The organism is Mesorhizobium sp. M0051 (genome assembly GCF_040323235.1).
Classification (GTDB): domain Bacteria; phylum Pseudomonadota; class Alphaproteobacteria; order Rhizobiales; family Rhizobiaceae; genus Mesorhizobium.
Genome location: NZ_JAMYUT010000029.1, coordinates 23,890 through 39,024, shown reverse-complemented (window position 1 = coordinate 39,024; position 15,135 = coordinate 23,890). Strand labels below are relative to the sequence as shown.

The 15,135-nt window shown below is 62.9% G+C and carries 10 protein-coding genes and 2 pseudogenes; 9 read left to right on the top strand and 3 right to left on the bottom strand.

The features are described from left to right. Positions 1–7: 7 nt before the first annotated feature. On the bottom strand, positions 8–1,630 hold the full coding sequence (locus NKJ90_RS25600; RefSeq protein ID WP_031260739.1) for an FAD-binding oxidoreductase: 1,623 nt from the start codon (positions 1,628–1,630) through the stop codon (positions 8–10). 198 nt (positions 1,631–1,828) lie between these two features. Here NKJ90_RS25600 and NKJ90_RS25595 point away from each other — a divergent pair, with 198 nt between their 5' ends. Continuing rightward, entirely contained in the window at positions 1,829–2,323 is a 495-nt protein-coding gene (locus NKJ90_RS25595) for a DUF2314 domain-containing protein (protein ID WP_031260738.1), read from the top strand. A gap of 13 nt (positions 2,324–2,336) precedes the next feature. Here the strand turns inward: NKJ90_RS25595 and NKJ90_RS25590 are convergent, their stop codons facing one another. Together NKJ90_RS25590 and NKJ90_RS25585 are read right to left on the bottom strand one after the other, a co-directional pair. Beyond that, on the bottom strand, positions 2,337–3,305 hold the full coding sequence (locus NKJ90_RS25590) for a DUF3137 domain-containing protein (RefSeq protein WP_023761244.1): 969 nt from the start codon (positions 3,303–3,305) through the stop codon (positions 2,337–2,339). A gap of 65 nt (positions 3,306–3,370) precedes the next feature. Further along, positions 3,371–4,429: a CapA family protein gene (locus NKJ90_RS25585; protein ID WP_023761243.1), complete on the bottom strand. Its 1,059-nt coding sequence runs from the start codon at positions 4,427–4,429 to the stop codon at positions 3,371–3,373. A 108-nt stretch (positions 4,430–4,537) separates the two neighbouring features. Between NKJ90_RS25585 and NKJ90_RS25580 the strand changes: the two genes are divergently transcribed. The 8 genes and pseudogenes from NKJ90_RS25580 to NKJ90_RS25545 all read left to right on the top strand — a co-directional run bounded on the left by NKJ90_RS25580 (position 4,538) and on the right by NKJ90_RS25545 (position 15,106). After that, a complete protein-coding gene (locus NKJ90_RS25580; RefSeq protein WP_023761242.1) occupies positions 4,538–5,794 on the top strand; it encodes a hypothetical protein in 1,257 nt (418 codons plus the stop codon). Positions 5,795–6,228: 434 nt separating this feature from the next. Continuing rightward, complete coding sequence (locus NKJ90_RS25575; RefSeq protein ID WP_352487117.1) at positions 6,229–7,872, top strand: DUF2778 domain-containing protein; 1,644 nt, start codon at positions 6,229–6,231, stop codon at positions 7,870–7,872. Positions 7,873–7,997: 125 nt separating this feature from the next. Continuing rightward, entirely contained in the window at positions 7,998–11,198 is a 3,201-nt protein-coding gene (uvrB, locus tag NKJ90_RS25570; protein WP_023761240.1) for an excinuclease ABC subunit UvrB, read from the top strand. 127 nt (positions 11,199–11,325) lie between these two features. Continuing rightward, a complete protein-coding gene (locus NKJ90_RS25565; RefSeq protein WP_352487116.1) occupies positions 11,326–12,231 on the top strand; it encodes a DMT family transporter in 906 nt (301 codons plus the stop codon). 304 nt (positions 12,232–12,535) lie between these two features. Beyond that, positions 12,536–14,061: pseudogene (locus NKJ90_RS25560) on the top strand (ABC-F family ATP-binding cassette domain-containing protein). Between the two features lie 140 nt (positions 14,062–14,201). Further along, positions 14,202–14,482: pseudogene (locus NKJ90_RS25555) on the top strand (type II toxin-antitoxin system RelE/ParE family toxin). 9 nt (positions 14,483–14,491) lie between these two features. After that, positions 14,492–14,791: a HigA family addiction module antitoxin gene (locus NKJ90_RS25550; RefSeq protein WP_023761235.1), complete on the top strand. Its 300-nt coding sequence runs from the start codon at positions 14,492–14,494 to the stop codon at positions 14,789–14,791. A 141-nt stretch (positions 14,792–14,932) separates the two neighbouring features. Next, positions 14,933–15,106, top strand: coding sequence for a hypothetical protein (locus NKJ90_RS25545; protein WP_084025581.1), 174 nt, complete (start codon positions 14,933–14,935; stop codon positions 15,104–15,106). The last annotated feature ends 29 nt before the right edge of the window (positions 15,107–15,135 follow it).

The window sequence follows — 15,135 nt, the reverse complement described above, 5'->3', positions numbered from 1 at the left end:
CTGCTTTTTATGCCACCCCGCTCAGCGCCTTGATGGCACGGTAGAAGGTCGAGGAAAACAGTTCCGTCGGGTCATATTGCCGCTTTGTCGCCAGGAAGGCCGGCAGTTCGGGATAGGAGGCCAGCAACTCCTTGGACGTGTAATGCAGCTGGTAGGGCAGGAAGAACCGGCCGCCATGCTTGATCGTCACGTCGATCAGCGCCCGGGTCAGCGTCCGCATCCTGGCATTGCCGTCGGCATCGGTCGGCTGGTTGATGTAGAGCACCAGCGAATAGGCAGGCTCCGGCGCGTAGGTCAGCGCGACATCCTCCTTGTGGACGATGCGCACCGAGGCGTTGAGCACCGGCAGCGACTGATTGCGCAAGATCTCGCGGGCTTCCGTGATGAATGGATTATACGCGGCGCGTGGAATAAAATATTCGTGCAGAATGTCGGTCTCGTCAGTCAGGTCGTTGAACAGATAAGGCACCGAATCGTGCATCGGGTTGTTGCGGGTGACGAGGCAGGCCTCGCCTTCGGCCATGGCCGAGGTGCGCGCCACCGTGCAGCTTTCGAATTTCGGCTCCAGCGTCTTTTCGGTGAACCACTTCAGCTCCTGGAACAGGCTGCCCCATTTCGCCATGTTGATGATCACGCGCTTCAGCCCGACCGAACCCGGCTCGCCGATACCAGGCTGGTCCGCCGGCGGCTGGTCGGCCACCTTGTCATAGCGGTAGACGATCATGTCCTCGAGGAAATTGCCCGGCGCCGTCGACAGATGGCCGTAAAACAGACCGATCGTCCTGTTCGGCTCCAGCACCTCGGCGAAGAATTTCGGGAAATCGTCGGATTTGATGATTTCGCGAGAGGTCCGGTAGACGGCGTTGTCGACGATATCGAGAGTCGCCTCCAGCACAACGCCGAACAGGCCGTAGCCGCCGACGACGTGGCGGAACAAATCGATATTCTCGCTGGGCGAACAGGTCGTCACCGAACCGTCGGACAGCATCACACGCATCGAGCGGATCGAGCTTGCCACCGAACCCGCCTGATGGTCCATGCCGTGCGCATTGACCGACAGCGAGCCGCCAACCGAAAAGATGTCGGTCGACTGCATCGCCTTCACCGCGAAACGCGGATGCAAGAGGTTCTGGATGTCGTGCCAGCGCGCACCCGGCTGCAGCGTCATGGTCTCCGCCACGGCGTCGACGGTCACCTTGTTGAATTTTCTGAGGTCGAGTACCAGCGCATTGTCGTCGAAGGCATGCCCGCCCATCGAATGGCGGATGGCCGCCAGCGAGACCTTCAAGCCATTGGCGCGCGCGAAGGCCAGCGCCTTGGCGATGTGCTCTTCCTCACTGACTTCCACCACGCCATAGACCGGCGTCTGCGACAGGCCGCTGGCATCGTTGATGTCGCCGCCCTTTGCCGACCAGGGCAGCGATGCGTCAAAGGCCGGCGCATTCTCCAGCGACTTCAGCGGCAGCGCGATGCCGTCGATATCGGCGATGCGGCCTGCGTTCTTCGGTCCCAAAGGCCCGCGCGCCAGCCGTGCCACGGTGTTGCCGCCCCACAGCACCGCGCCGCCAACGACAGCCGCACCGAGTAGCAATCGCCGCGACAGCCGAAATTCTTTTTGTTGCCCAGCCATGGATATCCCCCGTTGGCCAAGGGATAGCGCGGCCTCCTGGCAAAAACCATAGCGGTCGGTCGGAAGAGCGTTCCGCCAGAAAATCGATATGAATTATGGTCGGCTCAATTACGCCAAAAACCGATTGAAACTCGCGCTTGGGTTGCAAATCCGGAATGAATGCACCATGGTGGCCGCGACTACGGTGAGGGGCCTTCCATGAAGCTTGCAATCCGGACCATGATGTCCCTGATGCTGGCGCTTGCTACGGGATCGGCCGGTGCACAAGGCGCGGACCCAGGCGACGACAAGACGATTATCTTTACCCCGGGCGATACCGACATGGCGGCGGCGATCGCCCAGGCACTCGCCAGCCTGGATGAATTCCTGGCGCTGTCCGAGGCTCCTCCCTCCGGAACAGACAGGTTCAAACTGAAGGTCAAGGTACGGGACGGGAATGTCACCGAACATTTCTGGGTCATACCGTTCCGCCGCACCGAGACCGGATTTGCCGGCATTTTGGCGAACCAGCCGGAGGAAGTACGCAACGTCGTCCTCGGCCAGAACATAGAATTCACCAGGGACGAAATTTCCGACTGGGGATACACAAGCGACGGGCATCAGGTCGGCAGCTTCACCGTCTGCGTGATGTTCAAGAAAATGTCGAAAGAAGGGGCAGACTACATGCGCGACAAATATGGCTTCGACTGCTGACAGCGAGGCCCGATTAACTGATCTCGTCCTTCGCGCCGATCTTTCGCACCAGCGCCGCCGTCGCCAGCATCGCGCCCATGTCTGATATCATCGGCGCGACATGCGTGGTGTAGTCGAGCGGCACCGAAATAACCGGCAGCTCGAAGAAGTTCTTCGTCAGCGGTAACAGCAGGAAGCCGTCGCTGCCGTTGAGCGCGACGCGGGCCGGGTCGTCCGGCCAGGTTTCGCCAAGCCATTTCAGGGCCTGCGCCAGGCGACCTGTCACCAGCGGCCGCGCCGGCTCGGCGTTGTCGGTGCGGAATTCATAGGCAGCGTCGAGTTCGGGCACACCGGACGACAAATCCTGCATCTTGCCGGCGAACATGCCGCGGAAGAAGCCGACGACCGCATTGGTCCGGCGCGTCGCCACCAATACCCCCGGGAACGGCTCGATCGCTTCGAAAGCGACAATGACACCCTTGAAGACTGTCGATGAATCCTTGCCCGACCCTACTCGCAGTTCTGCTTCGTAAAGCTCGAACGGAAACTCTTCGTAACGGCCCGAAACGACATCGTCGAACGACTGCTTGTTGAAGGCGCCGACCGCCTCGCGCGGCAGCCGGTCGAAAGAGTTCGGCGTCACGCCGTGCTGGTAGCGCATATCCGCGATGAAGCCGAAGATGATTGGCAGCAGCGTCTCGCGGAAAGATTGCTGCAGCCGCGTCGCCGGTTTCATGGCCTGGAAGTAGAGCACGCTCGAAGCCACCAGGCCGGTGCCATAGAGAAACACATGCGGCGTCGAGAACCATTGCTCGTTGGGGTCGGCGACCTTGTTGAACAGCCAGGAGACCAGCATCACGAACACCAGCACCAGCCCGACGAACACCGGCGCCCGCCAGCGCACCTGGCGGACCGCCGAGGCCCTCGCTGCCTCATAGGCCTCGATATCCTTCCGGATGCCGGCAATCACCGCCTCGTTCGGCATGAAATCCGCTGTTTCCACCGCCGCCCCCGCAAGCCTGCCTCTGCCGTCGCATGATAGTCGGTTTTGCAGGAGCCGCCAGACGGTTAAGCGGCGACGCCCTCTTCGCTTGAAGAGGCGGGAAAGATCGCTCTCAGCCGACCCTGGGCCTTGCCGCGCATTTGCCCCACCAGTGCCTCCACCGGTACCAGCCGCTCATGGTCGCCGGCGCGCAGGCGCATGAAGGGATGCAGCCGGTAAGACGCAACGGCACCGCGCGAGCCACCATCGGCACTGACATCGACGACAAGGATGCCACCGATGCGACCGGGCCATGGCTGGCGGGCAAGGGCTGTGCCTAGGAAATCGCCAAGCCCATAGGCAACGATCGTCCCGTCGATCCGCTCAACCGGCTGCACGACATGGGCGTGATGGCCGGCGATCAGCCCGACGCCTTGCCCGACCAGCCGCCTGGCCAACGCTCGTGTTTCAGCGCGCGGAAAATGCCTGAACTCCCAGTCCCAATGCGGCACGGCGCAAAGAAGATCGACACCGTCACGCCGCCGGCGGACCTCGTCACTGTCCATCGATACGCGCCCGGCGAACAGATTTTCATCGGCGTTGCGCCACAGCGTGAAGGCGGCGAAGCCGATATCAAGCGGTCCGACCTGGACAGGCACCACCGGGCCATTGGCGGCAAGGCCGACCGTGCGGATCCCAAGTCGCTGCAACGCCCCGACCGTCTCGTCGAAACCGGCGACGCCCTGGTCGAACACATGATTGTTGGCCAGCGACAGCACGAGCTTTTCGCGCGCAATACCAGCCGCCGCCAGCGCTGCGGCCAGGAACCGCTCGCTCATCGCATGATGGGTACCAAGCCTCGTCCCCAGCACCGCGCTTAGTCTGTCCACAACAGGGCTTTCGCAATTGCCGATCACCAGATCGGCCGCGCCGAGCAGCGCCTTGATCTCCGGATCGCAGTCCGGCGCGCTGCGGTTGGCCACCGCCGAGATGTCGCCGACGAAGACCAGCCGCACCGCCCGCTTTGGTGGCGGATCCATCAGCGTTCCCGCCATCGGCGCAAAGTCTTGCGCGTCGCCGGCCAGCGACGGCTTCAGAAAACGCGGTAGCCAGGACAGCTTGTAGGAAAACGGATAATTCGACACGCGGCGCCCAATTGTTTGCCTTGTGTAGACCGTCCTCGGGACGGGTTGAAGCGCGACGCTCCAAATGGTGTATATTTGCTCTGCGCGACAAAATATTGGGGGGGAAAGATGACACGACTGGCTAGCCTGCTGACATCCGCTTTCATGCTGATTCTGCCGCTGTCTTCCGCATCGGCGGCAATGCCCGAAGCGGCATCCGCTCTGTTCGAGGCGAAAACGGTGGCCGGGCGCGACAGCGCGCTGTCGACGCTGGAGGCCGCCGCGCCAAAAGACCCGGCATCAGCCTATGCCGCCGGCGCCGGCGAGTTCTTCACCGCGCTGGAAATCCTGGCCAGCGGCCTCCATCGCCATGGCTTCGAGAGCCCGCAATCCTTCATGCTGCCGCTGATGCGGCTGCCGGTACCCGACAATCCCAACCCCGAGCCGCTGACCTATGAACAATTCCGTGCCATCCTGGTCGCCTTCCGCGACCGGTTGGAGAAATCCGCCGCAACGTTTGCGGCGGTGCCGGCGAACGCCGATATCGGCATCGTAATCGACCTCACCCACACCGGCATCGACCTCAACGAGGACGGCACGATCGCACCTGATGAAAGCATGGCGGCGATCATTACCTCACTGTCACACGGCGGCATCTCGTCGGACGCCGCCGCCCCCACCCTCACATTCCGCTTCGACCGCGCCGACGGTTTCTGGCTGCAGGGCTATGCGGAGTTCCTGATGGCGCAGACCGATTTCTGGCTGGCGCATGATTTCAGGAGCACTTTTGACGGCTCGTTCCACATGCTGTTCCCGCGCGCCAAGCTGCCGTTGCAGGACATTCTCGTACCGCCGGCCGGTGATATGGGCAGCAGCATCTTCTCCTCGGAGTGGCGCATCGCTGATTTCATCTCGCTGGTGCATCTCGTCAACTGGCCGGTGATCGAGCCGGAGCGCCGGCAAGCGGCGCGCCGCCATCTGCTGGAAATGATCCGGCTGTCACGCGAGGACTGGAAGGCGATCCGCGCCGAGACCGACAATGACCGTGAATGGCTGCCGGGTCCGCAGCAGAAAGGCGAGAACCCGCTCACAGGCCTCGACGTCGGCGAGGAGCAGGTCCAGGCCTGGCTCGCCACCTTGACCATGGCCGAGGACCTCCTGGAAGGCCGCGTGCTGCTGCCGCATTTCCGCATTGTCGATAAGGGCATCAACATGAAGCGGTTCTTCGACGAGCCCAAAAACTTCGACCTGGTCCTGTCGATCACCGGCCCGGCAATCGCGCCCTATCTCGAAAGCGGCAGGATCCTGACCAGCGACGATTTCGACCAGATCCAGCGCCAATTCGGCGGCGGTGGTTTTCTGACCTTTGCCCTGTGGTTCAATTGAGGTGCCACTGAAGGCGGCCGTCCAGGCGAAGAAATTGTGACAGGCAGGCAACAGTTCTACCTGAGACAGGCGCCCATTTGGGCAATTTTCACCGGCAGCCGCTTCGTTCCATTTATCGCTGACCGCGCCGCGAAAAAATTTAGAAACGGCTGTTTTGCTTGACTCGGCGATCAAAAGCAGGCAGCAAAACTGCGTCGGAAGGGCGACAACACCACTTTCCTGGCCGTGGACGAAGCCTTATTTGGCCTAAATCCACATTTCGTCGTTGGTTTTGAGAGGGATTGATTAACCAACTTTGTCCATATTTTGAAGCAATCGGCAACCAATGACAGACGCGGCAAACGCGTCGGGGACCACCTGGGATCACTCACAGAATGGTCGTCGCGGCTATTACAGCCGCGGACGTGGGAGCCGCTTGGAGCAAGATTGGTTGCATGGCGTTGTTGAGTAAAAAAATTGTCGGGGACGAGCGTTGGGACGGCGAGAACGCCTGTGACGCGCCACGTGCCTCTTCCTTCACCCCTGAACGGATCGTCCGCTGGGTCGCGGTGCCCGGCGCCAGTGCTGCCGTTGGCCTGTGGTTGATAGGCACCATGGCTGGCCTCAGTTCCGTCGGCGCCTCGCTTTCGGCGACATCGGGTGGCCTCCCGCAGACCCTGTCGATGCCGGGATCGCTCGCCCTGGCCGATCCGTTCAAGCAGCATTTTCTGAGAGCACCCTTCGTGCTTGCCAATGCCAATGGCGGCACGCAAGCCCTTCACGACCATGCCGTGCAGTGCGGTGCCAGCTGCTTCAAGCTTGCCCGGTTGAGCCCGCGGGCGGAGAAATCCGCGCGCCTCGTGGCGCAGGCAAAGCCCGTTCCCACTGCCGCAAAGTCGAAGTCGCAGGAGCGTTTCGAGCGCATCGAAGCATCGCTTTCGCCGATGAAGCTCGCCGCTGCCTTTGCCGGCGCTGGAAAGCCCGTGGTCGTGGCCAACGCGCCGGTGCACCCTGTTATTTCCACCGTCGCGCCGCAAATTGCCGAAGCGTCGCTGGTGCCATCCGTCAAGGTTATGGCCAGCCTCTCGGAAGACATGCCCGCTCCAGCGGCCGAACGCTTCGCGCGGCTGGATAACGGCTCGGACGTCGTGCAGACCGCGCCGCAACCGATGGGCTTTGCCCAGTCGGACACGCAGACGCCAGACAATTCGCAGTTGGCGCTGGCCCTCGTGCAGTCGCTGCCAGTCGACGACGAGGCGTTCGCCTCGCCGCTGCCGATCGAGGAATCCCCGGCCGACGTCGCGGTTTCGCCTGTCGAAACCCAGCAGGACCAACCAGGCGACGCCGCCTCGCTGCCGGACGCGCTCACCGACGACGTGCCGTTGCCGACCCGTCGCCCGCAGTTCGACGCCCCGCAGCCCAAGGACACCCCGCAGCCCAAGATTGTACAGCAGTCCAAACCTGTTCAGCAGACGAAGCCTGATCAGCAACCGAAGCCGGCTCGCGAAACCGTCCAGCAAGCCCAGACTGCCCGACCGGCCAAACCGGACCGGCAAGGACGGCCGGCCGATGGCAGCGGTGTGCTGGCCTATGCCAAGCCGGACACGCCGTCGGGTGGCCTCGGCAAGGCTTTCAGGAACCTGTTCAACTCGCCGGGGTCCAGGAGCGGAGCCGGCAATGGCGTCGCCGTCTACGACATCAGCGCCGGGACCGTCTATATGCCTGACGGTTCGAGGCTCGAGGCGCATTCGGGCATCGGCGCCATGACGGACCAGCCGCGCTATGCCGACCAGAAGAACCGCGGACCGACACCGCCCAATACCTACAATCTGTCGCTGCGCGAGACGCGCTTTCATGGTGTGGAGGCCTTGCGCCTGACACCGGCCGATGGCCGCAACAAATACAATCGCGACGGCTTTCTGGCCCATACCTACCTGCTTCGGGGCCGCTACGGCCAGTCGAGCGGTTGCGTCGCCTTCAAGGACTATGCGCGCTTCCTCGCCGCCTACAAGAAGGGCAAGATCAACCGCCTCGTCGTGGTGCCGCGCCTGAACGGATCGCCGACCCGCGTTGCGGCGGATAACGCGCGCGGCGCCTGATCCTTCCGGACAGGCACGCGGCCGCCGTTTCCTCCTGACAGCCTACTGTCAGGAGCCGCATCTGGCGAAGCGCTTCATCTCATCCCACTCTTTCCATTTTGGCCAGGAAATCCCATATTCGGGTCATGGCCAAATCTCCCGATAAGAAAACGCCGCCGACGGCGAATGACGACCGCGCTTCGCCGAAGCGGCGCAGTCCGCTGACCGATTTCCTCGACGCCTCGGAGCCCTTGCACAGAGGCGGTTTCGCCGAGATGCCGCAGCCGGAGCTCTCGGGCACGCCGCTGACCAGTTCAATTGCGGATTGGGCCGAGCAGATCGAGGAGGAAGCCGAAAAGGAAGGACGTCGCCAGATCTCCCCCCTCGAGGGGGAGATGTCGCCGAAGACGACAGAGGGGGTCGTCACAGAAGGCACCGCCGGGACGTCGAACCCGGTCGAACCGACCCCACCCGGCGGCTCCGCCGCCACCCTCCCCTCGAGGGGGAGGGAAAGCGCCAAGTCGAAGAAGATACCCGAGCGCTCGAGCTCGCCGGGGCGCAGCGCGCGCGGCACCTCGATGGGTGGCGCGGCATCAGCCAGGGAGCGCACGGCAGCCGGCCTCAATCCGGTCGCCGGTCTCGACATTTCGTTGGAAGACGCCGAGACGATGGCCTCGGGCAGCGTCACCGCCACCGTCGCCGCGCTGTCGGCGCTGATCGAGTCCGGCAATCCGCTGCACAAGGACGGCGTGCTGTGGACGCCGCACCGCCCTGCCCGCCCGGAAAAGTCCGAAGGCGGCATCGCCATCAAGATGGTGTCGGATTTCGAGCCGGCCGGCGACCAGCCGACGGCGATCAAGGATCTGGTCGAAGGCGTCGCCAACAACGACCGCACCCAGGTGCTGCTCGGCGTCACCGGCTCCGGAAAAACGTTCACAATGGCCAAGGTGATCGAGGAGACGCAGCGCCCCGCCCTGATCCTGGCGCCGAACAAGACGCTGGCAGCCCAGCTTTATTCCGAGTTCAAGAAATTCTTCCCCGAAAACGCCGTCGAGTATTTCGTCTCCTATTACGACTATTACCAGCCGGAAGCCTACGTCCCGCGCACCGACACTTTCATCGAGAAGGAATCCTCGATCAACGAGCAGATTGACCGCATGCGCCATTCGGCGACGCGCTCGCTGCTCGAGCGCGACGACGTCATCATCGTCGCCTCGGTGTCCTGCATCTACGGTATCGGCTCGGTCGAAACCTACACGGCGATGACCTTTCAGATGCAGATCGGCGACCGGCTCGACCAGCGCGCTCTGCTCGCCGATCTCGTTGCCCAGCAGTACAAGCGACAGGATGTCAATTTCGTTCGCGGCTCGTTCCGCGTGCGCGGTGACACGATCGAGATCTTCCCGGCCCACTTGGAAGATCGTGCATGGCGCATTTCGATGTTCGGCGACGAGATCGAGCAGATCACCGAGTTCGACCCGCTGACCGGCCAGAAGACCGGCGAGCTGAAGAGCGTCAAGATCTACGCCAATTCGCACTATGTGACGCCACGCCCGACGCTGAACCAGGCGATCAAGTCGATCAAGGAAGAGCTCAAGCACAGGCTGGGGGAACTGGAGCGCGCCGGCCGCCTGCTGGAGGCGCAGCGGCTGGAACAGCGCTGCCGCTTCGACCTGGAGATGCTGGAGGCCACCGGCTCCTGCGCCGGCATCGAGAACTATTCGCGCTATCTCACCGGCCGCCAGCCGGGCGATCCGCCGCCGACGCTGTTCGAGTACATTCCCGACAATGCGCTGGTCTTCATCGACGAAAGCCACGTCACCGTGCCGCAGATCGGCGGCATGTATCGCGGCGACTTCCGACGCAAGGCGACGCTGGCCGAGTACGGTTTCCGCCTGCCGTCCTGCATGGACAACCGGCCCTTGCGCTTCGAGGAATGGGACGCCATGCGCCCGCTCTCCGTCGCCGTTTCGGCAACCCCGGGCGCTTGGGAGATGGAACAGGCCGGCGGTGTCTTCGCCGAACAGGTCATCCGCCCGACCGGGCTGATCGACCCGCCGGTCGAGGTGCGCCCGGCCAAGAGCCAAGTCGACGATGTCGTCGGCGAAATCCGTGACACCACCAAGGCTGGCTATCGCACGCTGGTGACGGTGCTGACCAAACGCATGGCCGAGGACCTGACCGAGTATCTGCACGAACAAGGCATCCGCGTCCGCTACATGCACTCCGACATCGACACGCTGGAACGCATCGAGATCCTGCGCGATTTGCGCCTCGGCGCCTTCGACGTGCTGGTCGGCATCAACCTTTTGCGCGAAGGCCTCGACATTCCCGAATGCGGCTTCGTCGCCATTCTCGATGCCGACAAGGAAGGTTTCCTGCGTTCCGAGACCTCGCTCATTCAGACCATCGGCCGCGCCGCCCGCAACGTCGACGGCAAGGTCATCCTCTATGCCGACCAGGTCACCGGCTCAATGGAACGGGCGATGGCCGAGACCAACCGCCGCCGCGAGAAGCAGATGGAGTGGAACGCCGCCAACGGCATCACTCCGGAATCGGTCAAGTCGCGCATCTCGGACATTCTGGACTCGGTCTATGAGAAGGATCACGTCCGCGCCGACATCTCGCAGTTCACCGACAGCGCTGGCGCCATGATGGGCAACAATCTGAAGGCCCATCTCGACGCGATGGAGAAGCAGATGCGCGACGCCGCAGCCAATCTCGACTTCGAGAAGGCGGCCCGCATCCGCGACGAGATCAAGCGGCTGCGTGAGATGGAACTGTCCATCTCCGATGACCCGCTGGCCAAATACGCCGACATGGAAAGCCCGGTCTCTGGCCGCGAAAAGGGCAAGCACAACAAGGGCGTAGCCAAGCATCGCACGGCCGAGGAACAGGAGCGTTTTCGCAGGCTCGACGAAGTGCGTGCCGCCGAAGAGGCGGCCAAGGCTGCCCGCCCCAACCTCTTCCGCAAGCCGGCGCTTGACGAGATGGGCGCCGATGGCGCCGTGCCGGCGAAGAAGCCGCTATTCGCCAAACCTTCGATTGACGACATGGGTCCAGGCACGGACATGCCGACCCCGGCCGGTGCGGTATCGCGCTCGCTATTCAAGAAACAGTCGGCCGAAGAGGCACATGGCAGCGATTTCGGCATTCCCGGCGAGCCGGTCAAACCGCTGTTCAAGAAGAACTCACTCGATGAGATGACCGTGCGGCGAACCGAGACGCCGATCGAGGGTGACAAGCCGGTCAAGCGTGAGCGCGCCGGCATCGGCTCGTATGAAGATCCTGGCGACGCCCGCCGGGAAAAGCGCCGGCCGGGGAAGACAGGCAGACCGGGACGGTAGGGCCTGGAGTCACACTGTCGACTGGCTGGGCCACGCCCCCAGCCTTGTCAGTTGCCAGTCGAAGCGATACGGGCCACGGCAGCTTCTCCGCTCCCAACCGCAAGAAACTCCCACGGCCGCCCGCAGAATGAAACCCAAGGACATCGCCGCCTATATCTTCCTGGCCATCACCTGGGGCTTGTCGTTCCTTATTCTGCTCAAGGTGGTGCACGCCTTCGGCTGGGTCGGCGCGGTCACCTTGCGCTCGCTGATCGCCGGCATCACGCTCCTGCTGCTTGCCGCCGCGACCCGGCGCCGGCTCGATTTCAGCGCCGGCTGGCGGCGCTTCGCCGTTGTCGGCGCGACGACGGTTGCCGCGCAGCTTATCGGCCTATCCTATGCCACCCCGCGCATCGGCACGGCGGTGGCGGCCATTCTTGTTGCCGCGATCCCACTGTTCTCGATGATCCTCGGCCAGCTGTGGGGGCTTGAGCGCATCACCATTCGCGGGCTGGCCGGACTGCTGCTCGGCGCCTTCGGCATCATCGTCCTGGTCGGTTTTCCCGCGGTGCCGATCACAGCATCCTTCGCTTTCGGCTGCGCCGCCTCGCTGTTCAGTTCCTTCTCGGCCGCTTTCGGCAGCAATTATGCAAACCGACATCTGCGCTCGGCCGGCTCGTGGGAACTCACCAGTGCCGCCTTCCTGTTAGGCGGCCTGATGACGCTGCCACTGCTTCTCGCCGTACCGGTGCCGGCGATGCCGCGCGCCATCGACTTCCTCTATCTCGCCGTCCTCGCCTGCATGATGAGCGCGTTGACCTACATCGTCTATTTTCGGCTGGTTGCCAGTATCGGCGCGACCAGGACGATCAGCGTCGAATTCGCCGTGACCGTGATCGCGGTGCTGGTCGGCACCAGCATGCTTGGGGAGTCGCTGACCGTAATCCAGGGCTTCGGCGCTGTCGCGATCATCGGCGGCTGCATACTGGTGCTCGATCCGTTCCCGCGCCGGGTGAAAGCGGTAGCCTTGCCATCCGCCACGCCCTTGGTGTAGTCAGTCCGCACACTCGAACGTCTTGAAAGGAGGGCTGCGTGTTCGATTTTTCTCGTCACCATCGTCAGCGTGGCCCGATTTCTGCCCTGCGAGCTTGCTTGCAGGGCTGACCAGGGACGGTCCGGGTTTTCCCGCTTCGATTTTTTGGTCTGCCCTTCGTGGTGCCGCAACGCCGAACCTGATGGCCGGTGGGCGCACCGTCAAAGTGCATTGAGCCGCTAGAGCATGATCCCGAAAAGTGGGAACCGGTTTTCGGAAAAGATCATGCTCCGACAAAGAGGCGGCCAAGACCAGAGAAATCAAAATGGCCCTGATCAGCCTCAAATCCCTCGGCGTCACCATGAGTGCGCCGCTGTTCTCCAAGCTCGACCTCACCATCGGCGGCGGCGACCGGCTCGGCATCGTCGCAGCCAACGGCCGCGGCAAGTCGACCTTGCTCAAATGTCTGACCGGCGCGATGGAGCCGACCTCGGGCGACATCACCCGCACGCGCGGCCTGCGCGTCGGCCATGTCGAACAGTCCGTCGCTCCAGCCCTTCTCAGCCATACCTTCCATCAGGTGGTGGCCGACGCCCTGCAGCCGGAGCAGGCCGACAGCGAGGTGTGGCGTGTCGACGTGGTGCTCGATTCGCTAGACGTGCCGGAGCCGATGCGCGAACGGCCAATGCAGGCACTGAGCGGCGGCTGGCAGCGGCTGGCACTGATCGCCCGCGTCTGGGTCACCGATCCGGATGTGCTGCTGCTGGACGAGCCGACCAACCATCTCGACCTTGCCCGCATCAGCCAACTTGAGACCTGGCTGAACACGCTGCCGCGCGAGGTGCCCGTCGTCATCGCCAGCCACGACCGCGCCTTTCTCGACGCCACCACCAACCGGACGCTGTTCCTGCGCCCTGAACGGTCGCCGGTGTTTGCCTTGCCCTATTCACGCGCCAGGCAGGCGCTCGACGACGTCGACGCTCGACGGAGCGCAAGTTCCAGCGCGACATGAAGGTGGCGCAGCAATTGCGCCGGCAGGCGGCCAAGCTCAACAACATCGGCATCAATTCAGGTAGCGACCTGCTGACGGTCAAGACCAAGCAGCTCAACCAGCGCGCGGAAAGACTCGAAGAAGCGGCGAACCCGGCACATCGCGAAAAGTCGGCCGGTGCCATAAAACTCGCCAATCGCGGCACGCACGCCAAAGTGCTGATCACGCTTGACGACGTGGCTGTCGAAACGCCCGACGGCACGCTGCTGTTCAGGACTGGCAAGCGCCACATCTGCCAGGGCGACCGCATCGTCCTGCTCGGCCGCAATGGCGTCGGCAAGTCGCGCTTCGTCACCCTGATCCGCAACGCCATTGTCGAACCGGACACGGTGCGGAATGTGAAGGTGACGCCGTCGACGGTGCTCGGCTACAGCGATCAGGCGCTGTCCGGCATCAGCGGCGACGACACGCCGCTGGGGCTGGTCTCGCGCCGCTACGATGTCGGCGAGCAGCGCGCCCGCTCGTTGCTGGCCGGCGCCGGCGTGGTCATCGAGATGCAGGAGAAAAAGATCGGCGTGCTGTCCGGCGGCCAGAAGGCGCGGCTGATGATGCTGGCGCTCAGGCTCGCCAACCCCAACTTCTATCTGCTTGACGAGCCAACCAACCATCTCGACATCGACGGCCAGGAAGCGCTGGAAGCGGAGCTGCTGGCGCATCAGGCAAGCTGCCTGCTCGCCTCGCACGATCGCTCCTTCATCCGCGCCATCGGCAACCGCTTCTGGCTGATCGAGAAGCGGCGGCTGATAGAAGTCGAGGACCCGGAGGATTTCTTCCGCTCGGTGGCTGAGGCGGAAGGGTAACGATTTTGGCGGCGTGACGGTATCCATGCCTGTGAAATTTCGGCCGATCGACATCAGTTCAAAATTTCGTATCACGATATGAGACGTTTTCTTGACTTACGAAGCGTATCATGTGAAGGTACGCTGCTCGGATACGGCAGATGATACGCTCGTTCAAGGACAAGACCAGCGAGGCCGTTTCGAACGGCAAGGCTCCGAAGGGGTTCCCGTCGGACCTTGTCCGGTCAGCCAGCGAAAGCTGTTCATGATCGACAATGCCGCCGAACTATCGGACCTGAAGACGCCTCCCGGCAACCGGCTTGAGCCGCTGAAAGGCAACCGTGCCGGTCAGCATTCGATCCGCATCAACGATCAGTTTCGCATTTGCTTTCGCTGGGTGGATGGACAAGCCGAGGATGTCGAAATAACCGACTACCATTGAGGTTTTCAAATGCTGAACATCAACCCACCTATTCATCCGGGAGAAATCCTCCGCGAGGAATATCTCATGCCGCTTGGCCTGAAACCTTACACGCTGGCCAAGAAGCTGCATGTGCCGCGCACACGCATCGAGCGCCTCGCCAGCGAGACAACACCGGTGACGCCCGACACAGCGCTACGCCTTGCGAAATTCTTCGGAACCACGCCGCAGTTCTGGATGAACATGCAGGCGAGCTACGACCTGGCTATCGAGGGAGAGGCCAAGAAGGCCGATCTAGAAACGATCGAACGTTTGGAAACGGCTGCCTGAAGTAAACCGCGTTGGCAACACCTGCCTTGAGCCGACTACGGAGGCAGCTAAAAAAATCGACCGTCTGTCGGATGACCACCACGCGCCACGTCCTTGGAATGCCGACACGATGATGCCGGCTTCAACCGAGGACAAAGCATCATGTTCACCCTGTCATCCATAAGTCACGCCGCCACCCGCTACGCGCAGGCTCGCGCCCGCTATCGCAGCGAACGCGTCCTCCTTTCATTGCCGATCGAATTGCGCAAGGACATCGGCTGGCCGGAAATCGTGATCGACGCCCAAAATGCTCCTCATATCCGCAGAGAATCCTGACCGAAGCGACCGTCTAAAGCGGTGTCGCC